At 57.9% G+C, this 24,603-nt stretch carries 29 protein-coding genes; 10 read left to right on the top strand and 19 right to left on the bottom strand.

From position 1 onward, the window contains the following. Positions 1 to 40 precede the first annotated feature (40 nt). Positions 41 to 1,171, top strand: coding sequence for an SGNH/GDSL hydrolase family protein (locus tag HU724_RS19305; RefSeq protein ID WP_186566129.1), 1,131 nt, complete (start codon positions 41 to 43; stop codon positions 1,169 to 1,171). Between the two features lie 178 nt (positions 1,172 to 1,349). Here the strand turns inward: HU724_RS19305 and HU724_RS19300 are convergent, their stop codons facing one another. Next, positions 1,350 to 1,763, bottom strand: a complete 414-nt coding sequence (locus HU724_RS19300; RefSeq protein ID WP_133340466.1) for a mannose-1-phosphate guanylyltransferase — start codon at positions 1,761 to 1,763, stop codon at positions 1,350 to 1,352. 31 nt (positions 1,764 to 1,794) lie between these two features. Then, positions 1,795 to 2,628: a UTP--glucose-1-phosphate uridylyltransferase GalU gene (galU, locus tag HU724_RS19295; RefSeq protein ID WP_041477294.1), complete on the bottom strand. Its 834-nt coding sequence runs from the start codon at positions 2,626 to 2,628 to the stop codon at positions 1,795 to 1,797. A 387-nt stretch (positions 2,629 to 3,015) separates the two neighbouring features. Here galU and galE point away from each other — a divergent pair, with 387 nt between their 5' ends. The 6 genes from galE (at position 3,016) to HU724_RS19265 (ending at position 9,217) form a co-directional block, all read left to right on the top strand. Next, positions 3,016 to 4,032: a UDP-glucose 4-epimerase GalE gene (galE, locus tag HU724_RS19290; RefSeq protein ID WP_016775458.1), complete on the top strand. Its 1,017-nt coding sequence runs from the start codon at positions 3,016 to 3,018 to the stop codon at positions 4,030 to 4,032. 230 nt (positions 4,033 to 4,262) lie between these two features. Continuing rightward, positions 4,263 to 4,499 carry a hypothetical protein gene (locus HU724_RS19285; protein WP_016775457.1) on the top strand — a complete coding sequence of 79 codons (237 nt, stop codon included), beginning with the start codon at positions 4,263 to 4,265 and terminating at the stop codon, positions 4,497 to 4,499. Positions 4,500 to 4,590: 91 nt separating this feature from the next. Further along, positions 4,591 to 5,706, top strand: coding sequence for a polysaccharide biosynthesis/export family protein (locus HU724_RS19280; RefSeq protein ID WP_177180896.1), 1,116 nt, complete (start codon positions 4,591 to 4,593; stop codon positions 5,704 to 5,706). Positions 5,707 to 5,718: 12 nt separating this feature from the next. Next, on the top strand, positions 5,719 to 6,384 hold the full coding sequence (locus tag HU724_RS19275; protein ID WP_186566131.1) for a YjbF family lipoprotein: 666 nt from the start codon (positions 5,719 to 5,721) through the stop codon (positions 6,382 to 6,384). Beyond that, a complete protein-coding gene (locus HU724_RS19270; protein WP_071173030.1) occupies positions 6,381 to 7,142 on the top strand; it encodes a capsule biosynthesis GfcC family protein in 762 nt (253 codons plus the stop codon). Before HU724_RS19275 ends, HU724_RS19270 begins: the two co-directional genes overlap by 4 nt. Beyond that, on the top strand, positions 7,139 to 9,217 hold the full coding sequence (locus HU724_RS19265) for a YjbH domain-containing protein (RefSeq protein WP_186566133.1): 2,079 nt from the start codon (positions 7,139 to 7,141) through the stop codon (positions 9,215 to 9,217). The genes HU724_RS19270 and HU724_RS19265 overlap by 4 nt, the downstream gene beginning before the upstream one ends. A gap of 456 nt (positions 9,218 to 9,673) precedes the next feature. On the opposite strand, the gene HU724_RS19260 is transcribed toward HU724_RS19265, so the two are convergent. The 3 genes from HU724_RS19260 to HU724_RS19250 form a co-directional block, all read right to left on the bottom strand. Then, the gene (locus HU724_RS19260; RefSeq protein ID WP_122612703.1) at positions 9,674 to 11,068 is read right to left on the bottom strand and encodes an undecaprenyl-phosphate glucose phosphotransferase; all 1,395 of its coding nucleotides are present in this window, start codon (positions 11,066 to 11,068) and stop codon (positions 9,674 to 9,676) included. Positions 11,069 to 11,459: 391 nt separating this feature from the next. Beyond that, the gene (locus tag HU724_RS19255) at positions 11,460 to 12,119 is read right to left on the bottom strand and encodes a winged helix-turn-helix domain-containing protein (protein ID WP_041477289.1); all 660 of its coding nucleotides are present in this window, start codon (positions 12,117 to 12,119) and stop codon (positions 11,460 to 11,462) included. A gap of 277 nt (positions 12,120 to 12,396) precedes the next feature. Beyond that, positions 12,397 to 13,137 (bottom strand): winged helix-turn-helix domain-containing protein, encoded by a 741-nt coding sequence (locus HU724_RS19250; protein WP_186566135.1) that lies wholly within the window; start codon positions 13,135 to 13,137, stop codon positions 12,397 to 12,399. A 566-nt stretch (positions 13,138 to 13,703) separates the two neighbouring features. Here HU724_RS19250 and HU724_RS19245 point away from each other — a divergent pair. Further along, positions 13,704 to 14,537, top strand: a complete 834-nt coding sequence (locus tag HU724_RS19245; RefSeq protein ID WP_186566137.1) for an undecaprenyl-diphosphate phosphatase — start codon at positions 13,704 to 13,706, stop codon at positions 14,535 to 14,537. Here HU724_RS19245 and HU724_RS19240 read toward each other — a convergent pair whose 3' ends face one another. Together HU724_RS19240 and dusA are read right to left on the bottom strand one after the other, a co-directional pair. Next, positions 14,538 to 14,909, bottom strand: coding sequence for a DUF2388 domain-containing protein (locus tag HU724_RS19240; protein ID WP_073471416.1), 372 nt, complete (start codon positions 14,907 to 14,909; stop codon positions 14,538 to 14,540). 75 nt (positions 14,910 to 14,984) lie between these two features. Further along, complete coding sequence (gene dusA, locus HU724_RS19235; protein ID WP_186566696.1) at positions 14,985 to 15,998, bottom strand: tRNA dihydrouridine(20/20a) synthase DusA; 1,014 nt, start codon at positions 15,996 to 15,998, stop codon at positions 14,985 to 14,987. A 98-nt stretch (positions 15,999 to 16,096) separates the two neighbouring features. On the opposite strand from dusA, the gene HU724_RS19230 reads away from it, so the two are divergent. Next, the gene (locus HU724_RS19230) at positions 16,097 to 17,248 is read left to right on the top strand and encodes a site-specific integrase (protein ID WP_186566139.1); all 1,152 of its coding nucleotides are present in this window, start codon (positions 16,097 to 16,099) and stop codon (positions 17,246 to 17,248) included. Here HU724_RS19230 and HU724_RS19225 read toward each other — a convergent pair. The 12 genes from HU724_RS19225 to HU724_RS19175 form a co-directional block, all read right to left on the bottom strand. Then, complete coding sequence (locus HU724_RS19225) at positions 17,223 to 17,498, bottom strand: pyocin activator PrtN family protein (RefSeq protein WP_186566141.1); 276 nt, start codon at positions 17,496 to 17,498, stop codon at positions 17,223 to 17,225. The genes HU724_RS19230 and HU724_RS19225 overlap by 26 nt on opposite strands. 379 nt (positions 17,499 to 17,877) lie before the next feature. Further along, on the bottom strand, positions 17,878 to 18,096 hold the full coding sequence (locus HU724_RS27650; RefSeq protein WP_225927635.1) for a hypothetical protein: 219 nt from the start codon (positions 18,094 to 18,096) through the stop codon (positions 17,878 to 17,880). After that, positions 18,093 to 18,350 (bottom strand): hypothetical protein, encoded by a 258-nt coding sequence (locus HU724_RS19220; protein ID WP_186566143.1) that lies wholly within the window; start codon positions 18,348 to 18,350, stop codon positions 18,093 to 18,095. Before HU724_RS19220 ends, HU724_RS27650 begins: the two co-directional genes overlap by 4 nt. A 79-nt stretch (positions 18,351 to 18,429) precedes the next feature. Continuing rightward, complete coding sequence (locus HU724_RS19215) at positions 18,430 to 18,726, bottom strand: DEAD/DEAH box helicase family protein (protein ID WP_186566145.1); 297 nt, start codon at positions 18,724 to 18,726, stop codon at positions 18,430 to 18,432. A 48-nt stretch (positions 18,727 to 18,774) separates the two neighbouring features. Next, positions 18,775 to 21,489 (bottom strand): bifunctional DNA primase/helicase, encoded by a 2,715-nt coding sequence (locus tag HU724_RS19210; protein WP_186566147.1) that lies wholly within the window; start codon positions 21,487 to 21,489, stop codon positions 18,775 to 18,777. Positions 21,490 to 21,495: 6 nt separating this feature from the next. After that, entirely contained in the window at positions 21,496 to 21,729 is a 234-nt protein-coding gene (locus HU724_RS19205) for a hypothetical protein (RefSeq protein ID WP_095124351.1), read from the bottom strand. 76 nt (positions 21,730 to 21,805) lie between these two features. Further along, a complete protein-coding gene (locus HU724_RS19200; RefSeq protein WP_186566149.1) occupies positions 21,806 to 22,177 on the bottom strand; it encodes a hypothetical protein in 372 nt (123 codons plus the stop codon). Then, positions 22,174 to 22,464 carry an Ogr/Delta-like zinc finger protein gene (locus HU724_RS19195; protein ID WP_038979812.1) on the bottom strand — a complete coding sequence of 97 codons (291 nt, stop codon included), beginning with the start codon at positions 22,462 to 22,464 and terminating at the stop codon, positions 22,174 to 22,176. Before HU724_RS19195 ends, HU724_RS19200 begins: the two co-directional genes overlap by 4 nt. 11 nt (positions 22,465 to 22,475) lie before the next feature. Then, a complete protein-coding gene (locus HU724_RS19190; protein WP_186566151.1) occupies positions 22,476 to 22,667 on the bottom strand; it encodes a hypothetical protein in 192 nt (63 codons plus the stop codon). Between the two features lie 5 nt (positions 22,668 to 22,672). Further along, positions 22,673 to 23,266 (bottom strand): antA/AntB antirepressor family protein, encoded by a 594-nt coding sequence (locus HU724_RS19185; RefSeq protein ID WP_225927634.1) that lies wholly within the window; start codon positions 23,264 to 23,266, stop codon positions 22,673 to 22,675. 2 nt (positions 23,267 to 23,268) lie between these two features. Then, on the bottom strand, positions 23,269 to 23,745 hold the full coding sequence (locus tag HU724_RS19180; protein WP_186566155.1) for a YmfL family putative regulatory protein: 477 nt from the start codon (positions 23,743 to 23,745) through the stop codon (positions 23,269 to 23,271). A 30-nt stretch (positions 23,746 to 23,775) separates the two neighbouring features. Next, entirely contained in the window at positions 23,776 to 24,036 is a 261-nt protein-coding gene (locus HU724_RS19175) for a helix-turn-helix domain-containing protein (protein WP_186566697.1), read from the bottom strand. Positions 24,037 to 24,137: 101 nt separating this feature from the next. Between HU724_RS19175 and HU724_RS19170 the strand changes: the two genes are divergently transcribed. Beyond that, positions 24,138 to 24,545, top strand: a complete 408-nt coding sequence (locus HU724_RS19170; protein ID WP_225927633.1) for a helix-turn-helix domain-containing protein — start codon at positions 24,138 to 24,140, stop codon at positions 24,543 to 24,545. The last annotated feature ends 58 nt before the right edge of the window (positions 24,546 to 24,603 follow it).

The following is a 24,603-nucleotide window of genomic DNA, read 5'->3' as shown; positions in this document are numbered from 1 at the left end:
CTGCTCGCGAAGGGGCCATCCCGGACAAAGGAAATATTCAATGATGCCAGTAGACGCCCCTCAACCCGTCGCCACCACGGCCATCACGGTAGACGATGCCCGCCAGCGCTTTGCGCAGTGGCGCGAGGGCAAGGCGGGCAAGGTGTTGGCGGTTTCGGTGATCGGCGACAGCTACACCGCCGGGCAGGATTTCTACCTGAACAAACTGGTGCAGCGAGTGGCCGCCGAGGTGGGTTTCGCCGGCCCCGGTTACGTCGGTTTCAACCACGGCGCGGCGCTGGGCGGCACGCATTTCAAATACACCCGCAGCAGCGACAAATACTTCGGTGGCGGCTGGAAGGTTTCCGAGCTGGGCCAGGCCAGTCCGGACAGTCGCACGATCAGCGGCAAGCCGGGCGCCTGGTTGCAAGTCGATACCAGCCCTTCGCCGCGCATCGATACCACGGTCACTCAGGCGAAACTGTTGTATCTGGGCAATGGCGAGTCCGACGAGCTGCGCTATCGCTGGTCGCCCCTGCAAGACTGGCAACCGTTGAAACTCGCAGGCTCAGGCGTTCAGGAAGTCGCGCTAGCGGGCGTTCCATCAGCCGCAGACTGGTCATTCAGACTGGAAGTGGTGAAGGGCGCGCCCACGTTGTTCGGCCTTTGGATGACGAATGATGAGAAGGGCATTCGGGTGTCGAAACTGGCGGCCTCCGGCGCGGCATCGGCGGATTTCTACCACGCCGATCGACAGTGGCAGACGCAATGGAAAGCCGTGGTGTCGAAGATCCCGGCCGACGTTTACCTGATCATGCTCGGCGGCAACGATCAGGGCTTCGGCGTCAAACCTGCGCAGTATCTGCATAACGTTCAGGGTCTGGTGAGCATGCTGCGCGAGATTCAGCCGGCGGCGAGCATCAACCTGATCATGCGTCAGGACACCACGCGCTCCAGCGCTTATCCGATGTCGGCCTATGCGCAGGTGCTCGAGCCGTGGGCGCGTGAACAGCAGCTCGGTTTTGCCAACCTGCAATGCGCGTTTGGCCCCGACGTCAAACGCTACGCCAGCGCGATGATCGGCCCGGACAAGATTCATCCGTTGCCGGCAACAGGCGGGAAGGTGATTGCCGATTATTTTTATCGCTGGATAAGTGGTACGAGTACCGGTTGCGACGACTCGCCACCATGATCGTTCCCACGCGCAGCAAAGGAATGCCGCCCGGGACGCTCCGCGTCCCTCCGCAGCGTGACGCAGAGCGTCACTGGATGCATTCCCACGCGGAGCGTGGGAACGATCAATGCTGACTGTGCCGCCGCCTTCGCGAGCAGGCTCGCTCCCACAATGGATTGGCGTGACGCCAGGGTGATCAGGCGTCGCGCTTGAAGGCGTCGATGAGCCCCAACAGTTCGTCAAGCTTGCGCGGCATCAACCGCGCATCACAGCGGGTCTCGACGTTAATGATGATCGCCGGATCGTTGCAGCAGATGCGCACGCGAAAACGCCAGTCGCTGAAGATCACCTTCAGGCCATCGCGGTCATCCATTTCCAGCGCCTGTTCGCCATACAGCGCCTTCAGGTGCGCGAGTAGCGGATAGGGATCACGCAGCGGCCGGCGAATATCGCCGGACGCAGGAAACACACCGATCCGCTCCACCAGCAGAATCGTGCCCAGCCAGGTCTCGTTGGCGCTGGGCAGCGGTTGATGGCGCGACAACCAGCTCATCACCCCGAGGTTGCCCACCTCACGTTCAATCTCTGTCGAATGTTGTGCAATGTTCATGGTTGCCTGCCTCTGGTGGTGGGGAGCCGTCTCAGCGGCCCTTGAGGTACACGTTGTCGTAGCAGAAATTGGTCGCTTGCAAGTAACCCTCGGCATCGCCGCAATCAAAGCGCAGGCCTTTGAATTTGTAGGCCAGCACGCAGCCGTTCTGCGCCTGTTTCATCAGTGCGTCGGTGATCTGGATTTCGCCGCCCTTGCCCGGTTCGGTGTCGGCAATCAGGTCGAAGATGTCCGGGGTGAGGATGTAGCGCCCGATGATCGCCAGGTTCGACGGCGCGTCCTGCGGCGCCGGTTTTTCCACCATGTTGTTGACCCGGTAGATACCCTCGGAAATCAGCTCACCGGCAATCACGCCGTACTTGTGGGTCTGGTCGGCCGGGACTTCCTGGATGGCGACGATCGAGCAGCGGAATTTCCTGTACAGCTGGATCATCTGCGACAGCACACCATCGCCTTCGAGGTTCAGGCACAGGTCGTCGGCCAGCACCACGGCAAACGGCTCGTCGCCGATCAATGGGCGGCCGCTGAGAATGGCGTGGCCCAGGCCTTTCATTTCCACCTGACGGGTGTAGGAGAAGGTGCAGGTGTCGATCAGCTCGCGGGTGCCGGCGAGGAATTTCTCTTTTTCGGTGCCGCGAATCTGGTGCTCGAGTTCGTAGCTGATGTCGAAGTGGTCTTCCAGCGCGCGCTTGCCCCGGCCGGTGACGATGGCCATGTGTTGCAGGCCGGCGTCCCGCGCTTCTTCAACGGCGTATTCGATCAACGGCTTGTTGACGATCGGCAGCATCTCTTTCGGCATGGCTTTGGTCGCCGGCAAGAAACGCGTGCCGTAGCCGGCAGCGGGGAACAAACATTTACGAATCATAAAAGTATCCTGGACAGTCATGGAACACAGGCGACGGTTGCGCACCACAAAGTGGCGGCAAGTTTCAATGATTATTGAAGGCTTACTTTAATACCCGAGTCAGGTTGTTGCTGGCAATTAGTTGCGCTGTTAAAAAGTGCTAATGTTATGAGATGTCGACTACTTGGTTATTAGTTATTTTTAGTCGGTATCTGTCGATAGTGATAAGTGTCCAGGGAGTGCTAATAAGTATCCGTCAAACAGTTTGACCGGCAAAAATAATTATTGCCAGTGGTTGAACTAAATTTGTTTGAGGTTGTTGTCGCCCTGTTTGTGTGAATTGCTCCGCATATCCACCAGGCATGGCTTGACACGCTACCGGGTATTTATTCAATGACGGACCGCGCTATGAAGATTCTGGTAACGGGTGGTGCCGGCTATATCGGCTCGCATACCACACTTGCATTGCTTGAGGCAGGTTATGAAGTTGTCGTTCTGGATAATCTTTGTAACAGCAGCGACGCAGCACTTCACGCCGTTGAAGCCATTTGCGGCAAAAGTGCATGGATGATTCGCGGCGATGTCTGCGATCGGCCGCTGCTCGACCGGATTTTCCGCGAGCATCAGATCGACGCCGTGCTGCATTTCGCCGGGCTCAAAGCCGTGGGCGAGAGTGTCCGCAAGCCGCTCGAATACTACGAAACCAACGTCGGCGGCAGCATCACCCTGTGTCAGGCGATGGCGGCGGCGGGGGTGTTCCGGCTGGTGTTCAGTTCCTCGGCGACGGTGTACGGCGAGCCTGAAGAGATGCCGATTCGCGAGGATTTTCCGACGGGCAATCCGACCAATCCCTACGGCCAGTCCAAGCTGATCGTCGAGAACGTGCTGCGCGACCTGAGCCTCGCCGAGCCGCGCTGGAGCATCGCGCTGCTGCGCTATTTCAACCCGATCGGTGCCCACGCCAGCGGGCACATGGGCGAAGACCCCAACGGCATCCCGAACAATCTGGTGCCGTATATCAGCCAGGTCGCGGTCGGCAGCCTGCGCGAGCTGTCGATCTTCGGTAACGATTACCCGACCGCCGATGGCACCGGCGTGCGCGATTACATCCATGTCGTTGATCTGGCGGATGGGCATTTGAAAGCGTTGCAGTCGATCAGCGAGCGCACCGGCATTCACACCTGGAACCTCGGCACCGGCGATGGCTACAGCGTGCTGCAAGTGCTGCATGCCTTCGAACAGGCCTGCGGGCGGCCGGTGCCGTACCGGATGATGCCGCGCCGCGCCGGTGATATCGCCGAGAGTTTTGCCGATGCTTCGAAAGCGGCGAAAGAACTCGGCTGGAAAGCCACGCGCAACTTGCAGGACATGGTCGCCGACACTTGGCGCTGGCAATCGAATCATCCCAATGGTTATTCGCGATGATGGCCATTTAGTCCGATGTTAGTTTCAGTCAGGTTGTTAGATAACGTCGGGAAATTACACTGGCAATGCCATTTGCAAATCCGTAGATATAAACCTGCCGTTCGACTTTAGCAGTTGCACAGGACTGTGAAAGAACAACGGATCTTGTTCGCGCTCTTTGCGGACTTGAAAGCTACCAGCTCTGACACAGATCTGTTTTTTAACAGTTCGAATGTTAGAAAGGAGTTGTTATGAAAAAAGTGATGGCAGTTGCCCTGTTGACGATGTTGAGCAACTGGGCTGCCGCCGCTGAAGCGCCGTTGACAGCGGTAACCAATGTAGGTGGCAGTGTGGCGGCTTCGCAAGCGCCCGCGGCCAGTACTGCAATGGTTGCCAGTGCTGTAGCGGCGTCCAACAGCGGTGGCAGTGCCAACGGCGGTACCACCGGTACGACGGGTACCACCGGTACAACCGGCACGCATAACTAACAGGAACATTTGTTAGTGCAGTACAGAGTCGCCCGACGCAAGTCGGGTGACTTTGTTTTTTGGATTCGCCCTTGAATAGCGTAGTGCCATTATGACTCGTAGTGTTTATCTTTTAATGTTGGCAAGTCTCGCTTTGCAAGGTTGCATGTTTTCCCCCGGCCAGTACCTGAGCACCAGCGATATCACCCGCCAGGGTGCCAGCGAAAGCAGTCGGGTCGAGCTGATTCCGATCACCCCGAAGCTGATCGCCATGAACCGCGCCACGCAGAAGCGTGAGTCGCTGCCGGCGGAACTGCTGGTGACGCCGGCGGAATATCGCATCGGCAACAACGACGTGCTGTACATCACCGTCTGGGATCACCCGGAGCTGACTGCCCCCTCCGGCGCGCAACAACAGATCGATGCCAACGGCCGTCTGGTGCGCTCCGATGGCACGCTGTATTACCCGTTCATCAAGGAAGTCCAGGCGGCCGGCCGGACTATCCAGCAACTGCGCGCGGACATCGAACAGCGTTTGTCGGCATTCATCGCCGAGCCGCAGGTCGACGTCGCGGTGTTGCGCTTCGCCAGCCAGAAAGTCGTGGTCACCGGCGCCGTCACGAAGGCCGGCCCGCAAGCGATTTCGACCAATCCGCTGAGTGTGGTCGAAGCCCTCGGTTCCGCTGGCATCGACACCAATAACGCCGACTTGTCGGGCCTGCTGCTGACGCGCAACGGGCGGGTGTATCCGCTCAATCTCGACACGCTCAATCAGCAGGATTCCGAACTGCAGAACGTCTACCTCAAGGGCGGCGATCAGCTGTATCTGCCGTACAACGACAACAAGCGCATCTACGTCATGGGCGAGGTCAACCAGCCGCGCGCGCTGAGCTTCAAGACCGCAACCATGAACCTGTCCGACGTGCTCGGTTCGGTCGGTGGCCTGAGTCAGACCAGTTCCAACGGCAACGCGGTGTACGTGATTCGCGGCGTGGAAAATCTCGACGTCGAGCCGGCGAAGATCTATCAGCTCGAAGCCGAATCGCCGACCGCCATGGCGCTGGCCTCGCACTTTCAGGTGCGGCCGCAGGATGTCGTCTACGTCGGCCCGGCCAACGTCACTCGCTGGAACCGTTTCATCAGCCAGTTGGTGCCGTCGGCGTCGATTGTCGGCACCGGAGCTTCGGCAGCGAAGAACTGGAGCGAATACAGCAACAACAGCAAATAAGGCCGCCCGACTGTGAACCTATTGAAAGTGGGCGTCTGCCTGATGGCGGCCTCGTTGCTGTGCGGCTGTAACCCGCTGATGAGCGCATCGCTGAACAACCTCAAAGCCGCCGTCGTCGGCCCCGACGAGGTTGATGTGACAGCGGCCGAAGTCGCCGGGGTCAACTACCCGCAACTGAAACTGACCACGCCATCCGGCTCAGGTGTACTGGCGCTGGTGCGCGAGCGCGAAGACCTGCAATTCTGGGTCGCCTCCGGCAAGCAGGTTTTGCTGCTGCGCGATGGCCTCGCCGTGCGCAGCATCGGCCTCGGCCTGCAAGGCGATCTGGATGGCACGCGGCTGGCCGATGACTCGCCGTTCAAGCAAGGCCTGCATCACGTCGCCGACGGTTTCACCACACGGCGCTGGATCGATCTGTACAAAGGCCAGGAAGTCGGCGTGATCGTCAACAGCCGCTTCTCGCGCCGCGCCACCGAAACCCTGGACATTCTCGACAAGCCTTACTCGGTGCTGCGCATCGATGAACAGATCGACGCCCCAGCCATCGGCCTCAGCGCGACTAACCGTTACTGGGTCGACCCGCGGGACGGTTTCATTCTGCAAAGCGAGCAACAACTGACCTCGCAACTGCGCGTGAAGCTGGTGCAATTGACTCCTGACCGCAGGCATCTGCCGTGAAGCGCTTAAGCCTGATCGCGGCGGGTCTTTTGCTGATCGCAGGGGCGAGTCAGGCCGCCGTCACTGTGTCCGGCGACGTCGCCAATCCCGGTCCGATCGCATTGCCGCCGGGTGGACGCCTGTTCGATGTGATCAGCGAAGCCGTGCCCAATGCCGAAGGCTATTGGCTGGCGGGCGGCTTGTTGCGCCAGTCGCTGGTCGAGGAACAGACACGGCTCAAGGTCGGCGTGTTGTTCGATCTCGAGGTGCTGCAACGCATGGCAACGCTGTTCGATCGGCCAAGCCGCGCGGCACTGGCACAGCGGGTTGCTGAAGAAGTCCGACAAATGCCAGTGACCGGACGGCAGATCGCTGACCTCGATCCGGTGGCGGTGGAAGTCGGCTTCGCGCGCAACATTCGTCTGGATGACGGCGATCGGCTGATCTATCCGAAACGGGTTGATGAAGTGCAGGTGTTGGGCGCGGTCACCGAGCCATGCCACTTGCCCTATCAGCCGTTGCAAGAGGCGCGCGAATATCTCGAAGGCTGCTCGATTCTCGACGATGCCGAGGCCGATTACCTGTGGTTGATCCAGCCCAACGGCGTTTCGCGGCGCGTCGGCATCGCGCACTGGAATCGCGAGTCCGGGCAGTTTCCGGTGGCCGGAAGCAGGATTCTGGTACCGATAAAAAATGATGATCTTGATCCGCCTCTTCCTGAATTGAATCAGCAGTTGGCCGAATTCATTGCCACGCAGCTGGCCGAGGTGGTTCGTTGAAGTTACGTTTTGCAGCTGTGTTGTTATTGCCCTGCGGTCTGGCTCACGCCGAGTCGCGTATCACCCAGAATGACTTCGGTGGCGCCGGTCTGTTGCAGACGCCGACGGCGCGCATGGCCCCGGCCGGCGAGCTGAGCGTCAATGCCAACCGCACCGATCCCTACAGCCGCTACAGCGTGTCGTTGCAACCGCTGGACTGGCTCGAAGGTTCGTTTCGCTACACCGCGATCACCAACCGGCCGTACGGCTCGGAGGCCCTCAGCGGCAGTCAAAGCTACAAGGACAAGGCGGTCGACGCCAAGGTACGCCTGTGGCAGGAAAGCCACTGGGCGCCGGAAGTGGCGCTGGGCTTTCGAGATATCGGTGGTACCGGTTTGTTCTCCAGCGAATTCTTCGTCGCCAACAAGCGCTTCGACAATTTCGACTTCAGCGCCGGCATTGCCTGGGGCTACATCGGTAATCGCGGCGACTTGGACAACCCGCTGGGCTACGTCAGCAATCGCTTCGACACGCGCCCGGCGCTGGAAGGCACCGGCGACGTCAACTCCGGCTCATACTTTCGTGGCAAGCCTTCGCTGTTCGGTGGCGTGAGCTACCAGACGCCTTGGGATCGGCTGAGTCTGAAGCTTGAATTCGAAGGTAACGACTACAAAAACGAGCCGAAGGACAACGAGATCAAACAGGACTCGCCGATCAACCTCGGCGCGGTGTTCAAGGTGACCGATTCGATCGACTTGAGCGCCGCGTGGGAGCGGGGCAATACGGCGATGTTCGGCGTGACCTTTCACACCAATTTCGTCAGCCGCAAGGCGCCGGCCAAGACCTACGATCCGACCCCCGAACCGTTGCCGGCGAAGGCGCCGACGACCTCGATGGAACAGGTCAACTGGGCCGATGTGTCGCGGCGTTTGCAGCAGAATGCCGGGTACAAGGTCGAGCGCATCAGCCAGCGCGATTCCGAATTGATCGTCTATGGCGAGCAGCAGCGTTATTTCCATTCGTCCAAAGCCGTTGGCCGCGCGAGCCGGATTCTCGACAACAGCGTCAACGACGACATCGACTGGTTCACCGTGGTCAACAAGCGCTACGACTTGCCGCTGGAAGAAACCAGCCTGCCGCGCCAGACCTTTCGCGAAGTGATCAACAACGAGGAACCCTTGGAGGCGCTGCACCGCACCACCGAAATCAACCCGGCGATGCCGCACAACGAGAAAACCCTCTACACCGAAGCGCCGCAGCATTTCAGCTATGGCGTGGGTCTGGGCTTCAAGCAGAACGTCGGCGGCCCGGATGGTTTGCTCTATCAATTCAGTGCTGATGCGGACGCGGAATATCGCTTCAACCGCAACACCTGGTGGAGCGGTTTGCTCAGCGCCAACCTGGTCAACAACTTCGACAAATTCGTCTACGACGCGCCGAGCGGATTGCCCCGCGTGCGCACGGATCTGCGCCAGTATCTGACCACGTCAAACACGACCATGCCGTTGTTCCAGCTCAGCCATGCCGAGCAGTTGGATAAAGACCTGTACGGCATGGTGTACGGCGGTTATCTGGAATCAATGTTTGCCGGTGTCGGCGCGGAAGTGTTGTTCCGCCCGACCGGCGAGCGCTGGTCGCTGGGCGCGGACCTGAACTGGGTGCGCCAGCGTGATTTCGATCAGGGCTTTGCCTTGCGCGATTACTCGGTCGTGACCGGGCATATCACCGGCTATACCGACCTGCCTTTCGACACGCTGGCGGCGGTCAGTGTCGGTCGCTATCTGGCCGGAGACTGGGGCACCACCGTGGACATCTCGCGTGAGTTCTTCAACGGCGTGCGCGTCGGTGCCTGGGCAACCATCACCACGGCCAGCAGCGCGGAATATGGTGAAGGTAGTTTCGACAAAGGCCTGTACCTGTCGATCCCGTTCGACGAAATGATGAGCATGTCGACCATGCGCCGCGCCAACCTGGTCTGGGCGCCACTGACCCGAGATGGCGGCGCCAGACTGAGCCGCAGCTATCAACTGCACTCGATGACGGATAGCCGGGAAGGGGACATGTTCTATCGCAACTTCGAGAAGATTACCGAGTAAGCGCTGGTCTGTGGGAGCGAGCCTGCTCGCGAAGGCGCCGGCGCATCCAACATCTTCATCGCCTGGCACACCGCTTTCGCGAGCAGGCTCGCTCCCACAGGGGGTTGTGTTACAGCACAGTTTTCGACCCGAACCCTGATCCCTGTGGGAGCGAGCCTGCTCGCGAAGGCGCCGACACATTCAACATCGCCATCGCCTGACACACCGCTTTCGCGAGCAGGCTCGCTCCTACACTTAATCGGCGTCACGCCACACATCCTGGTCATCACCCGAATCCCTGTGGGAGCGAGCCTGCTCGCGAATGGTCCGGCACATCCAACGTCTCCATCGCCTGACACACCGCTTTCGCGAGCAGGCTCGCTCCCACGGGGGCGCACCTGTAGTCGATACTGGTTACCCAAATCCCGCCCACAAAAAAGGGGACTTTCGTCCCCTTGTGATCTGCAGCGCTGAACCTCAGTAAATATCCTTCGACAACAACGTAAACGGCGTCTTCACCAGGATCTTCAGATCCAGCCACAACGACCAGCTGTTGATGTACTGCAGGTCGATCTCGACACGCTTCTGCATCTTGTCAATGGTGTCGGTCTCACCGCGGCAGCCACTGATCTGTGCCAGGCCAGTGATGCCCGGTTTGATTCGGTGACGGGCCATGTAAGCGAGGATCTTGCCCGAGTAGTAATTGTTGTGCGCCACCGCATGCGGCCGTGGACCTACCAGCGCCATGTGCCCCTGCAACACGTTGAACAGTTGCGGCAACTCATCCAGGGAAGTGCGGCGAATAAAACGGCCTACTGCGGTAATGCGCGAGTCATTGCGGCTGGCCTGTTTCACTTCGCGGTCATCGTGGACACGCATCGAGCGGAATTTCCAGACCTTGATCACCTTGCCGTTCCAGCCATGGCGGTCCTGCTTGAAAAACACCGGGCCGGGCGAGTTGAGTTTTACCGCCAGAGCGATGATCAACAGCAGCGGACTGAGCGCGATGATCGCCAGGAATGCCACGGTTTTCTCAACCAGACTCTTGCTTAGAGCAGCGGTGGGGCGGCTGGTCAGCGGGCTTTCGTTGAGGTAAATCGCCGGCAGGCCGTCCACGACTTTCACCGAATGATTGAGCAGGGTCAGGCTGTTCAAGTCCGGCACCCACACCACATCGACGTTGGCGCCGAGCAAATCGACATACATCGCTTCGATTTTCGCGGCTTCGCACAGCGGCAGGGTAATGTAGAGGCGGCGAATGTCGTGGGCTTCGATCAGCTCAAGCAACTCGTCCTGAGCGCCAACGACACGCGGTGCGTCGGAAGCGAGGACCGGTTTGTCACCGTTGCTGACCAGACCGATCAGCGGCAGGTTTTCCAGTTGGCTGAGCTTTTTCGCCAGGCCCAACGCCAATTCGCCAGTACCGACGATCAACGTCCGGTGTTCGCTTTTACGCGAACGCTGGTAGTACTTGGAAAACGCATGCAGCGGCGCGTAGAGGAACGCCTGACCGAGGAAGCCATACACCGCCCAGCTCAGAATCACCTGACGGGAAAACAGCTCATCGGCCTGGCAGACAAACGCGATGCACGCCAGCGCGGCCATGGTCATCGACCAGCCCATGAACAAGCGGCCGAGGCCGGTCAGGTAGTTGTCGCGTTTGCGATAAACGCCGCTGAATGTGTAAGCCGGCACCGACGCCAGGACGGCGAGGGTGGCGCACATTCGGTAGTAGAACGCGACGGTGCCGGTGTGCTGTTCAGCGAGAATGAACAGCAGCGTCACAACGAAAGCCTGTGCCAGCGCCCATTGGCCCCAAAAGGTCAGTCCCTTGAGGCCCGTGCTTCGATTAATACTGAGAGAAAGATCCATACGATATCCCCAAAAGACGTCCATTCAGGTTTCAACAGTTGAAAGCCGAGTTGTTATGCAGACTTATTGTTTTTGTTTTAGCGAGTGTCTTGAGGTAACAACATCGAGAGCCGAACTGTCGTCAGCCAATAGACTAAGTTATTGCCGGGAATGGTGTCTGACGAGTTCTAACAAGATGGCACAGTGCCAACTTTTTAATATTTAAATAGAAGGTTGTTAGAAAAGGTCGTAGAGCGGGGGATGAAAAAGCGGGGACGTATTTGTTACTGTTGAAGGGTGGAGGCAGGGAAGCTTTTATCGAATCAGGGAGGGTAAACCCAAACAGAGTGCTCTTCTTGTTGTTGTAGTCGCACTTTATATCTGTTTGTCTCGGTTTGAAGGTCGTCTTCGGTTACGCAACGACTTCTTGAATCAGGCAATATCCGCGATTTCTTACGGCTCGGAACAATCGCTCGCCATTACTTGCGCTCTTGAATTTATCCTGCAATCGGCTCAGGCACATTTCCAGGCCACGGTATTGCTCGGGTTCCCGACCAATGCTGATGATCAGGTCATCACGACTGACCACGCGCTCTTCATGGCTCAGCATTTTCCTGACCAGAGCGGTTTCCAGGCCAGTCAGGCTGATCGCAACATTGTCCTTGAGCAACACGCCTTGTTCATCGTCGAGATGCCAGGTATCGCTGCAAGGCTCAGTGCTCTCGCTGACATTGGAGATATGAGCGCGTTCTGCACTGCGGGTCGGGAAGCTTTGAAACGGATTGTCTGTTTGCGCGGCTCGCCATTCATTTTCAAGAGTGGCCAGTATGCGTTGAGTATCATGTTCGATACTGCGCGCAACATTCTTTCGGCTGAGGCTTGGGTAACTGAACTCCATGACCATCGGGGCGGAAGAGGGCGAAGCAACACCTTCAACAAACATTTGTGCCTGCGACGTGCCAAACGAATTGAAACGCTCACTGGACAAGATGCTTTCCAGTTCACGTTGCGACGTTGTGCTGTGCGTCACAACAACAAAATATTTTCTGGGGAGGGTTGTACTCGTTTCCATGTCTCTCTCCTAAATACACACCAAAATTGGCTAAAAGATAAATCGGCAGGCGAGCAATGACTTCCTCGGAAGTAATCGTAGGCAGGGTTCTGGCCGAAAATGGCCATCGATAAATTCCACTCGATCTGCTGCTATGTTATGGAGTTTTATTGTTATGTGGCGTGATGCCGTGCTCATTCAAGTGCTTGAGTTTTAATAAGTATGAGGCGCAATTGGAACGATATGGCTGCATCAGACGATCCTTCGTACGTATGCAAAAGGGAAGACTGCCCGAGACTCAGGCAGTCGATATCAGGCCCCGCATCAGGCGATAGCCGTAGCCGCGGATGCTCTGAATCGCGTTTGTACCATACATGTCCTTGATTTTTCCACGCAAGCGACTGATTGATTTTTCCAGTGCCCGAGGGTCGTAGAAATTGGCGTTGAGGCCCATGATGCTGGCGATTTCATCATGACTCAGAATGTGATTGCCGGTGTGCGCAAAGGCCTCGAGGATCTTCATTTCGGCGAAAGAAATATCCAGTTTGCGCCGACTGTCCATCAGGCAGATCCGCGTCGGATCAAGCGTGAGATTGATATCTCGTAGCCAGTCTTCGCTGTTGAAGAACTCCGCCAGCAAGTCTTCGCTGTCATCGCTTAATGTGTTGAGCTTGATACAGGCATCCGCCCCGGCGAGGAAATACTTGATTCTGTTGACGGCACCGCGGCCGGTGACAATTGCGCAAATAAGCGGCTTCAAGTTGTCATCGCGCAGGGTCTGCACCAGGGCCAGATTTTCTTCGATGGCTTGTGGACTATCGATGATGACGAAAATGGCGCGATAGGAACCTATGTAGCCGTGCTGCTTATATGAACTAGTGAAAGCACCTGTTTCCAGGATCATATCGGACTGCAGGTGCTTTGCGATCAGCGATCTGAAATGATCAGCCACACCCAGTGTACGACCCAGCGCAAGAACACCGGATTCATCATTTGTCGGGCGCGGACTTCTCGTCGCCAAGTTCCCTGAGAGCATCATGCGTTGACTCGAATTAGGTGCTGACATCGGGATGTTAAAGCACCGGTTCTCATCTGTGACTGACAATTGGTAACATTTGCGCGGATTTTACACGTATCTCCCGAGTTTTCTAACAATAACTAAGCTTTTCAGGCTTTTAGTTGATTTTCTCGGGCTTGTGAACTAACGCGTAGGTGATGGCTATATGCAATGGTGCCACTATTTTGAGCTTGTGGCGATGGCTTTGTCTATGTCCTTTTGCCATTGATTGGCCATGTCAACAATGTGTGAGGTTGATCACACTTCATATCTGAACTGAAATATTTGTTGTAATAGATGTAATTTTTTTCCGTTTAGTTCGTCGGCCGACGATTACTAACATGACTTGAGTGTGGCAGTCCGTTAGACCTATTCTTCGAAATCAAAAGATCGCAGCCTTCGGCAGCTCCTACATGGAAACCCAAATGTAGGAGCTGCCGAAGGCTGCGATCTTTGGATCTTCATATGCGCCAATTGTGTAACTCAGATACTCAACCCCTGAGTGTTATTGACTGGTCGCTCACCCTGAGTGCTCTGACGGAGGATTAATGGATTTCTGGACCCTTTTCCAAGTGTTGATATTAGGCGCGGTAGAAGGCTTGACCGAGTTCTTGCCCATCTCGAGTACCGGCCACCAGATTATTGTCGCCGACCTGCTCGAGTTTGGCGGCGAACGCGCGATGGCGTTCAACATCATTATTCAACTGGGGGCCATTCTTGCTGTGGTCTGGGAGTTTCGTCCGAAGATCTTCGAAATCGTCAAAGGCCTGCCCACCGAACGCAACGCGCAACGTTTCACCCTTAATCTGCTGATCGCGTTTTTCCCGGCCGTTATCCTCGGCGGGTTATTCGCCGACGCGATTCATGAATACCTGTTCAACCCGATCACCGTTGCGGTGGCCCTGGTTGTTGGCGGCATCGTCATGTTGTGGGCCGAACAGCGCAGCCATGTAGTCAGCGTCGAACATGTCGACGACATGCGCTGGTCCCACGCGTTGAAGGTCGGTTTCGTACAATGCCTGGCGATGATTCCCGGCACCTCGCGCTCCGGCTCGACCATCATCGGCGGGCTGCTCTTCGGCCTTTCGCGCAAAGCCGCCACCGAGTTCTCGTTCTTCCTCGCCATGCCGACCATGGTTGGTGCCGCCGTTTATTCCGGCTACAAATATCGCGACCTGTTCCAACCCAACGACCTGCCAGTCTTCGCCCTCGGCTTCGTCACCGCGTTCATCTTCGCCATGATCGCCGTGCGTGGCCTGCTGAAATTTATCGCCAACCACAGCTATGCCGCGTTCGCCTGGTATCGGATCGCGTTTGGTTTGTTGATTCTGGCGACGTGGCTGTTTGGATGGGTCAACTGGACCGCCGCAGCGGCTGCCTGATCACTGCGCGCTGATCAACGCGGCCACGGCGAGATCGTTTAACGTCGAATCCGACGACTCCTGACGAAAGCGCTGCAAGGCCGAGGTGAAATACGCGGCTTGCAGCATGCCGTCGCTGGCCAGATAGAGCCGCGCGTCTTCTTGCTCCTCAGCAGAGTAAACACGTTTGTGACTGTCGGTCGTTTCCTGGCTAGACGAAATAGGTGCGAGGATTAAAGACACCAAAGTGAAGCCGGAAAGCTGCGTCACCTCCCACGGCGTATCGGTACGGCCCATGCAAAAGCCATCGCAGTGCGCATAAACGTCGGAAGTGAAGCTGAACAAGGCGAGGAGGGTGAAACGCTTGAAACCTGAAAAAGTAAACGCGGGCATAAACAAAAGACATCCTGTCAGTACATCAAAATACCGGGCAACGCTCATGCGCCGCCCGCACACTCAAACCATCAATCAACGCCCTTCAAGCAACTCAGCCGCCTGATCCAGCAACGCCAGCGGATCCTTGGCCTTGTGAATATCCACCGACAACAACTGACGAAACTTGCGCGCCCCGGGGAACCCTGTGCCCAGGCCCAGCACATGCCGAGTGATGTGATGCATCGCACCACCGGCCAGCAAATGCTCGGCGATATAAGGCCGCAACTGCGCCAACGCCTCAGCCCGACTGATCACCGGAGCGGTACTGCCGAACAGTTGCTGATCGACCTCCGCTAGCAGATAAGGATTGTGATAAGCCTCACGCCCCAACATCACGCCATCGAACGTCTGCAGATGCTCATGGCAGGCCTCCATGGTCTTGATCCCGCCGTTCAGCACAATCTCCAGCTCCGGAAAATCCGCCTTCAACTGCGCCGCCACGTCATAGCGCAACGGCGGAATGTCGCGATTCTCCTTCGGCGACAACCCCTCGAGGATCGCAATCCGCGCATGCACGGTAAAACTCGTGCATCCGGCATCCCGAACAGTGCCGACGAAATCGCACAGCTCGGCATAACTGTCGCGCCCGTTAATGCCGATCCGGTGCTTCACCGTCACCGGAATCGACACCGCATCACGCATCGCCTTCACACAATCGGCCACCAACTGCGGATGCCCCATCAGGCACGCGCCGATCATGTTGTTTTGCACACGATCACTCGGGCAGCCGACGTTCAGGTTCACCTCGTCGTAGCCATGTTCCTGCGCCATGCGCGCGCAGGCGGCGAGATCGAGCGGAACACTACCCCCGAGCTGCAACGCGAGCGGGTGCTCGGCTTCGTTGTGACGCAGGAAACGTTCGTGATCGCCGTTGAGCAGAGCGCCGGTGGTGACCATTTCGGTGTAGAGCAGGGCGTTCTTCGATAGGAGACGTAGGAAGAAACGGCAATGGCGGTCCGTCCAATCCATCATGGGTGCCACACTGAAGCGTCGAGACGGCTCAGGCCGCGTATTCTCTGGCTTTGATCCTGTTTTTGCGGTGTTCATATTCAACGTGTTTTGTACCGATTTTCGGGGGTTTCGGGGCGTTTTTACCAAGCGGTTGGTACAATGTACCAACCGAAACAGGGCTTGTACCAATTCTCATGGCAACGATCAGATCACGCAAAAAGGCCGACGGCTCTACCAGCTACACAGCTCAGGTCCGCATCAACCGCGACAAAGTCACAGTCTACCAAGAGAGCCGGACCTTCGCCCGGAAACAGGCTGCCCAGGCCTGGGCGCGCAAGCGTGAATCCGAACTGGATGAACCGGGTGCGATCGAGCGGGCGAGCCGCAAAGGCGCCACCGCCAAAGAAATGATCGACCAGTACCTGCGCGAAGTTGAAAAGGCGCGGCCGCTGGGCAAAACCAAGAAGGCCACGCTCACGGCCATCGGCGCCAGCTACTTCGGCAAGCTCAATGACACCGACATCAATACGCAATGTTTGGTGGACTTCGCCCTGTGGCGAATGAGTAGCGAAGGTGGAGGCGTCCTGCCGCAAACCGCCGGCAACGACCTCGCGCACCTAGGCGCTGTACTGTCCATTGCTCGGGACGCATGGGGTTATCAGGTCGATCCGCTGGCCATGGCCGGCGCCCGGCGAGTGCTGCGCAAACTCGGCTACAACCTCAAGAGTCGCGAGCGGGATCGCCGTCCGACACTGGAGGAGCTGGGTAAGCTCATGACGCACTACGAGGAAATGCAGGCCCGGCGCCGAAGCGTTACCAATATGCTGAAGGTCGTCGGCTTCGCCTTGTTCTCAACCCGCCGTCTCGATGAGATTACGCGCATTCGCTGGGTGGACGTCGACGAGGCTGGCCAGCGAGTCCTGGTTCGGGACATGAAGAACCCCGGCCAGAAGATCGGCAACGACGTTTGGTGCTACTTGCCTGATGAAGCGTGGCAGATCCTCCAAACGATGCCTAAGGCCGGCGAAGACATTTTTCCGTACAGCCCTGAGTCTATTTCCACGTCCTGGGCGAAGGCCTGCAAGTTTCTGGAAATCGCCGACCTGCACTTTCACGACCTTCGGCACGAGGGTGTCAGCCGCCTGTTTGAAATGGACTGGGACATTCCGCGCGTGGCGAGCGTGTCGGGGCACAGAGACTGGAATTCGTTGCGACGCTACACCCACCTGCGCGGTAAGGGTGATCGGTATGTGGGGTGGGAGTGGCACGAAAAGATATTGAGGGCGCCCGTCCAACTGGGCGCCGCATCAATGAAGTGGCTCAAAAGGCGGGTTTTAAGCCGTTGAGCTGATTGTTTTCTTTCACCGCGGCGGCGCGCTGGAGGTCGAGGTAAGCCGCCAGGTCGCCGATGTGGATGCCCTTGGCAGACTTCTGGCTCGGCTCCAGTCGGGTGATCGGGATTTTGATCTGCCCACTCATCACCTTGCGCTGGAACATGTCCGGCGTCAGGTGTGTGAAGTAGTCCCGACACACCCGGTCAAGCGGGATAATCGCCTGGCCTTCGTACTGGGCCATAAGAATAAAAGCTGTGTTCATGATGCTCCCCTCACATCCGAAACGATTGATGAATGAACCTCGGCCGGGCTACTTCTTCCGCCGGCTTTGCGGCCTCCGTCTGGATCTCACAGACGAATCTGTGCCGTTGACGGTTGGTTGCGGTCAGGGCCTGGGTGAGTCCGGGAACAGCGTCGATGCACTTTTCATATGCCGTATCGCCAATCCAGTGTTGCGCTGGAAACACTTGGCAATCCGTCCGAGACGCATCCGCGCATAGGTACAGCAACAGGAAAACCGTCATAGCGCGGCCTGCTGCTGAGAGACGTTCGGTTCTATCTGTTTGAACATTTGCATGGCGCTTCTCCCTTTGCAGACGATGGGGAGTTGCAGCTCCCCGTTGTTCGCCCTGTGATTCGGTTCAGCGCGCGTAGCGCCGAGGTTTTTTGTTCTTCGCTTCAGCTCGCGCGGCCATCAACTCGGCCCACTCCGCAGACTTGCGCTGCTGCCTGATCCGGCTACACCGTTGATGCTTGCGGGTGGATCGGGCTTTGCCGCAAATGTCGCAGCAGCTGGGCAGATCCAGGCGATGACTGGCCATGGGCGGGCGGATGCGCGGAGGGTCGGGATTTGCGTTCATCGCGCCTCCGCGTTTGCCGCACCTACCGCGCCTACATTGATCGCCGTCAGCCGCAGCTCATCGAGGAATCTGCACATCTGCAACTGAGTCTGCCGCGTTCGATTTTTCGGGTTTTCACAGGTGTGCTTGACTGATTCCCTGAACTGTCTGAGTTGTTCCACCTCACGCAGCAGGGTGTCGAAGTCAGCGACGCCGATTTCCAGTGGCTTCGTGATAGCCTCTGTGCCGCTGCCACTTGGGTTTTGTGCTTGCATGGTGCTTCTCCTTTGGGGTGGTCGGTGGCGAGGGGTTGCAGCCCCTCGGCACCACTTTTTTCCGGCATGAACTCATTGATCAGCCGGCGCGGCGAACCAGGTGAATCGCCAAGCCTTTAAACTGCTCGTTCCCCTCAGCCTCCTTCTGCCACTGCAAAACCTCCTCGATCTGTTTGCTCGAGCAATCGTCGACAAGCAGCGTCCGCTCGCCGCGCTCCAACCTGACTTCCATGATTCCCAGCAGGCCGTGATGCGAATACGCGTCCGCATGGATAATTCCGGCCTGTCTGCCTTCGGCCAGTTGCTGCGCCTCGATCGACCTCAGTTTTGTCGTCTTGCCCGTGCCGGCGTTGCCGGTGATGACTTGAACGTGCATGGTGCTTCTCCTTAAGAATGTGCCCAGCGTTGCAGCGCTGGTTGCGGTTTAAGCGCTCTGGAAAATCCAGCAGCGCACAGTGGTGGGTTTGTTGAACATCGCATTACTGGCTGCTTGCGAGGCGCGCACGGCGCTGTATACGGCCTTGTTGGATTCCAGCCATTTGTGGCTGCGGCTGTTGACCAGCAGCCCGCGCAGGGTCTTGAGGTCAGCGAGGTTCTGCCGATGCTCGCTGGCCTTCTCGGCGAATTCGTTGAGGTTGATCGCGATGAGCTTCGGGTCGGTGCTGTGGTTGACCTGCGGGCCTTCGCCCAGGCTTTCGAGGTATTCGTAGACTTCCCAAAATTCGGCAACCAGCGGGTGGTCGGCACTGATCGCGGCTTGTCGCTCCAGCGCCATGACCATCAGCGCCTGATGCGTTGTGGCGACGTGGTTGTCATCCAGCGGGCAGACCAGGCGCAGGCAATCGACCAGGGCCATCAACTGGCTGTGGTTCTTGATGATCCGCTCCACGCGGATTTCTTTGAGCTTGCGCAGTTGCTGCTCATGGACCAGCAAGCGTTCGGAGAACTTGGCCATCACCTGCGCTTCGGCGCGCACGGCGAGCAGCAGGAAGTGGCTCAGTTGTTCGACCGGAATCAGGTTCAGGTTGTCTGCCGCTGCACGGCTCTCGGTGGTGACCTCCGGGCGTGCAAAGTGCGATTTGATAATCCGGGTCAGGATCGCTTCGGACGCGCTGACATCGGCGTTCTGGCTGATCGCAATCGCGCCCCGGAACGGCGGTTCGTAGGTCTCGTTACCGCTGGTCTTCATGCCCTTGGTACCGAGCGTGCCGCCGCCGTAGAAGTCTTTCAGCTCGTCCCAGTCGAAGCCCTTGGCGTGCGCCTTGTCCGGCTCGTTGCGGTCGCCCTCGATCAGCACGACGGGCATGTTGGAGACCTGGCCCATGGCGCGCTGACGGCCGGCACGGGTCGACTTCGACGGGTCAAAACCTTCATGCTCGCGGCCGAGCAGTTTCCACAGGAAAGTCAGCAGCGTGGTCTTGCCGGCGCCGGCTTCACCGGTGACCTCAAGGAACGGGAAGGACTTGTACTGTGCGCGGATCTGCTCGGCGAACAGCGAGCCAAACCAGAACGCCAGGGCGACGATGCCCTTGGCGCCAAAGCAGAGCCACAGCATCGGCAACCAGTCGGTGCGGTACTGCTTGCTGTCGCGCTGAATGTGCATGGCGATCGACTTCTGCAGTGTCTTCAGCCGCAGCTTGCCGAACTCGAAAAAGTCCTCCTTGTTCACCACGCTGACGATGCCGCCGCGTACCGCGAGGTCGCCAAAGACGTAGCAGCCGTGCAATTTGCTGTAGCCGATAAAGTCGATGGTCTCGACGGTCTTCAGGCCGAACAGCTGATCCTTCATGATCTTGTCGAGTTGCTGCCCGCTGCCGGTGAACACGGCGCCGGCGGCCATGCTGAGCAAGCGTTTCTTGAATTCGCTGGCGGCCGCGACCTGGCCACCGGTGAAGGTGTTCTTCACGCTGCCGCTGTCGTGCGGGAAATCGACGCGGAAGTAGTACCAGGATTCGTCGGTGACTTCGTTGCGCTGGAAGTACAGCGCCTGTGGGTAGCAGTTGGCGATTTCCACCACTCCACCGCATTGGCGCAGGGCCTTTTCGCGACGTTGCTTTTCGTTCAGCAGCTGGTCTTCGTGGCGATCGGAGGAATCCAGCGCCTGCATGGCCTTGTTGAATTTCTCCAGGTCCATCTTGAACCAGTAGAGCCGGCTGTCGAAGCCGAAGTGAAACTCGTGGCGCTCGCGCCATTCGTACATCAGCACGCCTTTCTCAGACGCGCTTTCGGCGATCAGCAGGGAGCCGTGATAGCGAGCCGTGGCCAGATCCTTGTCGATCTGCTCGGCACGTTCGCTCTCGCCATCGATGAATGCCCAACGCTGATGCAGATCGTTCCAATCAACCTTGCGGCTGTCCGATTGCGGGATCTGTGCCGCTTCGCACTTGTAGCCCAAGGCGCGAGCCTGACGCACCCAACGCTTGGTGTATTTGTGCGCGCCGGGTTCGTTGTCCAATGCCCAAATGAGCTTGGGCAATTTACCGCCGCGTTGTCGGGCCAGCTCTTTCAGAGACTCCTCGGGGAAGAAGGCCGAAGACATTGCCGATACGGCCGCAATGCCGTTATGCACCAGAGCGATGGCGTCGAAGATGCCCTCGACGATCCAAAGCTCTTTGACGTCCAGCAGCTCGACGCATGGCGGGCACCACCAGTACCCACGCGGGCTGTCACCAGGCTTGAACCGCGCCTTCATCTTGCCGAATCGGTGTGGCCGGTCGATCAGGCGTTCCCAGTAGCCACCTTTCTCCAACGCAAAGCGCACCGTCGCGCTGCCGGCATTCAGCTCGCCGGAGAAATACGTTTCCTGCGTGAACCAACCTTGAATGAGATCAAGCCGAAAGCCTCGGGCAAATTCCAGATAGGCTCGGGCGGTGGCGCTGGGGTGTTGCTCGCTGGCCGGGGCGCGCTTGCTCCAGTCTTCGAACAGGTCTTCGTAAATTTCTTTGACATGCCAGGTCTGGCCACACTTGCCCCGGCCGCAACGGATCATCCATGGGTCATCGTGGAAGGCGTACAGCTCCTTTTTCTTGCACGCCGGGCATTCGCCCTGGCGCATGTATTTGCCAGCTTTGTGCTTGAGTCCGTAGTCGGATTCAAGGCGTTGCAGGATGTCGGCGCGCAGATCGTGCTTCATGTTCATCGGGGCTTACTTCACTTCGCCGAGGCTGTGTTTAAGGGCGCCAATCAGGCGTTTTTGCGCGGCCATCACCGGGAAGGCCGACAGCAGCGAGCCGTGCCGTAAACCCTCGGGGATCATGCGAAAGCGATCGTCATACCAGTACTCGTTGAACTGCATCGAGTACTGGGCGCGCAGTGCCTGGAGCAGGGCTTCGGCCTGTGCACGGGGCAGTTTCGCGTTGATGGCGATGTCGATTTCCATGATCCACCTCGGATTTCAGGCAAAGCTCACCCAAACCCACGGGAAGCGGGGCAGGGCGGGGGTGTTTAAAAAGGGGTTACTGAGGGCGGTGCTTGTGCGCGGAATCGCGCTGGGCGAGCAAGGTCTGCGGCAGCAGTCTCGCCGGTATTGGGTAGCGCAGATCGGCACGGGTATCGATCAAGTGTACGACCGTGCAGCCGGGGCTGTTGCCCCAGTCCACACCGATCCACTTGCGCTGATTGATCACCTGCAATTCTGTCCAGGCGTTGTGAACCAGACGCTCGGCCATGAAGACAGGCACCTCCAGCGACGTGGCCAAGTGTCGAACGCAGTTTTCATAGAGCAGGTCCGAATCCACCAGGTACTGCGCTTCGTGCCGTTGCAGGTAAGCAAACGCGGCACGTTGCATGCTGCTGCGGTAGTCGTGGGTCAACTGATCGTGGTTCATTGCGCACACTCCATTTCCATTTGGTCGAGCAGGTCGGGTTGATCGTTGGCGGTCTTCATCGCGGCGCGGCGCAGGGCTATGTCGGCGATGGGCAAACGCACCGATGGGTTGGCCATGCCGCTGGGACTCATTTCGTGAGTCATTTCGAACTCAGCGCGCACCGACCAGCCGCAGGCCTCGTTGGTGCATTGCAGGTAGGCGACGCGCAGAAAAATGTGTGTGCCTTCGCTGGTGCGGATACGCATGCGACCGAGGCAGTGCGGGCAGACGAGTTTGTAGGTACTCATGGCCGATTCCTTTAAAGCTTTTCTGCCGCTTCGAGCGCGATGTTCAAGGGCGTGATCGCGTCGCCGATAGCGATCCTGATGTCACTGCCTGAAAGCGAATCGTTGGTGGTCGCGACGATTTCTTTTGAGGTGTTCAGCCGCTGCTGTGCGCTGGCCAGCAGATCAGTCAAATGTGTTCTGTCTACTTCGGAGATGTAGGTCATCGATCTCAGCTCTTCGAAAACAATTCAAGATTTCCAGCCACGCCGTGGCCCACGTTTTCCAGCGCCGGCACTGGCAAAGCCAACAAATGGCAGTGCTGGCTGAGTTGGGCATGCAAGGTGGTGCGTACCGCTGGGGAGGTCTCGGCTTTCAGCTTCGCCAGCAGAACCGGAACCTGTCGATGGATGGCGAGTTGTTGATTGATGCTGAGATAGGTAGCGCCTCGGCTTTCGCGGGCTTGACGCTCCATCGCAATGAAGTAGCGGCGAACCTGACGGCCTTGCTCATTGTTTTCGACCATGGCCAGCTCTTTGGCCATGTCTAGGGTGAGGTGGTAATCGGTGCGATTGTGGCCACCGCGCCGGTCGGTTTTGCTCCCCGGATTCGGGGAGCAAAAATCGTCATCTGCGCAATATCTATGCCCGTCAATCGGGGAATAGTCTTCGCCCTCAGCGAAGCCATACTGTTCGATTCGATCCTTGATCCAAGTACTGAAGTCACGACCGACGTTCATGAAGGCGTGCAGGTCGCGCGCATCACAAAGCGGTTGAGGGCGACCGTCGAGGTCGCCACTGAATACCGGCACCAGTGAAGTTGTCATGATCAATTCCTTGAATGTTTTTTGCTGTGCAACTGAATCGTCGCCAAAACTTCGGAGTGCCTTGCCGCCATGTAACGGTGGTGGGCGCCGAGAATGGCCTCTGCTTCACCCGGCTCAACCACTCCGTCCTCTAGCGCCTTGGCGATGATCTGATCGACGTAACCACGCTTTGCGGCCGCGTTGACCGAACGGCTATATAAATCGATGTTGTCCAGCGTCTCCGGTTTCGCCAGGGGCACAAACATGCCGCCATACAGATGCGCGATGTATTCCGGGTAGTGGGTGGTGCCGGCGTCCTGCTCAAGCAGATGAATTTGTTCGTCGCTGAGCGGGCGGCTACCGGCATTTTCGTAAATGTGGTTATCAAACTTTTTGAGTTCGTAACCGATACGCGCGGCAGCGCATTCGCGACCACCGACGTAGTCGGCAATAACGGCGCTCATGACTTGGCGCTTGGTCTTTAGAACCGGGCGTTTCATCTTCTGGTTTTCTCCTTGGGCCTGTCGGCCCTACAGTTGATCAACAACCTCGGTTTCATCTGGCTTAACAGCGCAATCCACAAGGATGCCGGGCAGTACTTCCTTTCCGATCAACCGTGAAATATCCCGCAGGATGCTGAACGACAGACGCCCGCGTGGCAGCGAATCGTGTCCAGCCCACCGCTGAACCACTTGAGTAACCGTGCGCGGTTCGTAGCCGTGGCTGATCGCGAACTGACGGAAGTTGCTTCCGTTCTCAATCAGCCGCGCCTGAATCTGGCGCTTTTCCATGGCTTGGCTCATGGTTGATGTGTTCCTACTTGGTTAAGATGTACCTGTTTGTTCGCAGTATACGCACCCAAACGGGTGCGTCAATCGGATCTTATGAAAAAATGAGTATAGCGACGCGCCTGCGCAGTGTTCTCGACCAGAAGGGCTTATCGATCAAAGAAGCCTCCGACCTTGTAGGAATTCCCTACAGGACGCTACAGAACTATCTTCTTGATGAGCGGGAACCCAACGCCAGAGCGATGGGTGCGTTGCACACTCATTTGGGTGTGAGCGTGGATTGGTTGTTAACCGGTGAAGGCTCTATGTTTCGAGGTATGTCAGCCGATGGTGCTGAGCCGATGACTGAAAATATGCAAGAGAAGGCCATGCTTGAGCTGTTTCGCTCCCTGGGCGATGCGGGCAAGCGAGAGATACAAAGCGCTGCTGAGGAAAAGAAACGCTTAATGGATGTCGAGCAGCGCCTCAAGGATTTGACTGAAGCCCTTGCCGATTCTAAAAGGCCAGCATAACCTGTACCCATTAAGAACGGATCTGTCAGGCATGGATGACTAGGATCCGATCGCTGAA

Source organism: Pseudomonas iranensis, from assembly GCF_014268585.2.
GTDB classification, from domain to species: domain Bacteria; phylum Pseudomonadota; class Gammaproteobacteria; order Pseudomonadales; family Pseudomonadaceae; genus Aquipseudomonas; species Aquipseudomonas iranensis.
Note: the sequence above shows the minus strand (reverse complement) of the source record. Positions and strands in the feature narration are given on the sequence as shown.

Coding starts and splice junctions, on each gene's coding strand:
- HU724_RS19180 (WP_186566155.1), bottom strand. CDS start 23,745: ATGAAACGCCCGGTTCTAAAGACCAAGCGCCAAGTCATGAGCGCCGTT.
- HU724_RS19195 (WP_038979812.1), bottom strand. CDS start 22,464: ATGAGTACCTACAAACTCGTCTGCCCGCACTGCCTCGGTCGCATGCGT.
- galE (WP_016775458.1), top strand. CDS start 3,016: ATGAAGATTCTGGTAACGGGTGGTGCCGGCTATATCGGCTCGCATACC.
- HU724_RS19250 (WP_186566135.1), bottom strand. CDS start 13,137: ATGATGCTCTCAGGGAACTTGGCGACGAGAAGTCCGCGCCCGACAAAT.
- HU724_RS19245 (WP_186566137.1), top strand. CDS start 13,704: ATGGATTTCTGGACCCTTTTCCAAGTGTTGATATTAGGCGCGGTAGAA.
- HU724_RS19260 (WP_122612703.1), bottom strand. CDS start 11,068: ATGGATCTTTCTCTCAGTATTAATCGAAGCACGGGCCTCAAGGGACTG.
- HU724_RS19185 (WP_225927634.1), bottom strand. CDS start 23,266: ATGACAACTTCACTGGTGCCGGTATTCAGTGGCGACCTCGACGGTCGC.
- galU (WP_041477294.1), bottom strand. CDS start 2,628: ATGATTCGTAAATGTTTGTTCCCCGCTGCCGGCTACGGCACGCGTTTC.
- HU724_RS19225 (WP_186566141.1), bottom strand. CDS start 17,498: ATGAACACAGCTTTTATTCTTATGGCCCAGTACGAAGGCCAGGCGATT.
- HU724_RS19240 (WP_073471416.1), bottom strand. CDS start 14,909: ATGCCCGCGTTTACTTTTTCAGGTTTCAAGCGTTTCACCCTCCTCGCC.
- HU724_RS19255 (WP_041477289.1), bottom strand. CDS start 12,119: ATGGAAACGAGTACAACCCTCCCCAGAAAATATTTTGTTGTTGTGACG.
- HU724_RS19230 (WP_186566139.1), top strand. CDS start 16,097: ATGGCAACGATCAGATCACGCAAAAAGGCCGACGGCTCTACCAGCTAC.
- HU724_RS19220 (WP_186566143.1), bottom strand. CDS start 18,350: ATGCAAGCACAAAACCCAAGTGGCAGCGGCACAGAGGCTATCACGAAG.
- HU724_RS19300 (WP_133340466.1), bottom strand. CDS start 1,763: ATGAACATTGCACAACATTCGACAGAGATTGAACGTGAGGTGGGCAAC.
- HU724_RS19170 (WP_225927633.1), top strand. CDS start 24,138: ATGAGTATAGCGACGCGCCTGCGCAGTGTTCTCGACCAGAAGGGCTTA.
- HU724_RS27650 (WP_225927635.1), bottom strand. CDS start 18,096: ATGAACGCAAATCCCGACCCTCCGCGCATCCGCCCGCCCATGGCCAGT.
- HU724_RS19205 (WP_095124351.1), bottom strand. CDS start 21,729: ATGGAAATCGACATCGCCATCAACGCGAAACTGCCCCGTGCACAGGCC.
- dusA (WP_186566696.1), bottom strand. CDS start 15,998: ATGAACACCGCAAAAACAGGATCAAAGCCAGAGAATACGCGGCCTGAG.
- HU724_RS19215 (WP_186566145.1), bottom strand. CDS start 18,726: ATGCACGTTCAAGTCATCACCGGCAACGCCGGCACGGGCAAGACGACA.
- HU724_RS19210 (WP_186566147.1), bottom strand. CDS start 21,489: ATGAACATGAAGCACGATCTGCGCGCCGACATCCTGCAACGCCTTGAA.
- HU724_RS19280 (WP_177180896.1), top strand. CDS start 4,591: ATGACTCGTAGTGTTTATCTTTTAATGTTGGCAAGTCTCGCTTTGCAA.
- HU724_RS19305 (WP_186566129.1), top strand. CDS start 41: ATGATGCCAGTAGACGCCCCTCAACCCGTCGCCACCACGGCCATCACG.
- HU724_RS19175 (WP_186566697.1), bottom strand. CDS start 24,036: ATGGAAAAGCGCCAGATTCAGGCGCGGCTGATTGAGAACGGAAGCAAC.
- HU724_RS19285 (WP_016775457.1), top strand. CDS start 4,263: ATGAAAAAAGTGATGGCAGTTGCCCTGTTGACGATGTTGAGCAACTGG.
- HU724_RS19190 (WP_186566151.1), bottom strand. CDS start 22,667: ATGACCTACATCTCCGAAGTAGACAGAACACATTTGACTGATCTGCTG.
- HU724_RS19200 (WP_186566149.1), bottom strand. CDS start 22,177: ATGAACCACGATCAGTTGACCCACGACTACCGCAGCAGCATGCAACGT.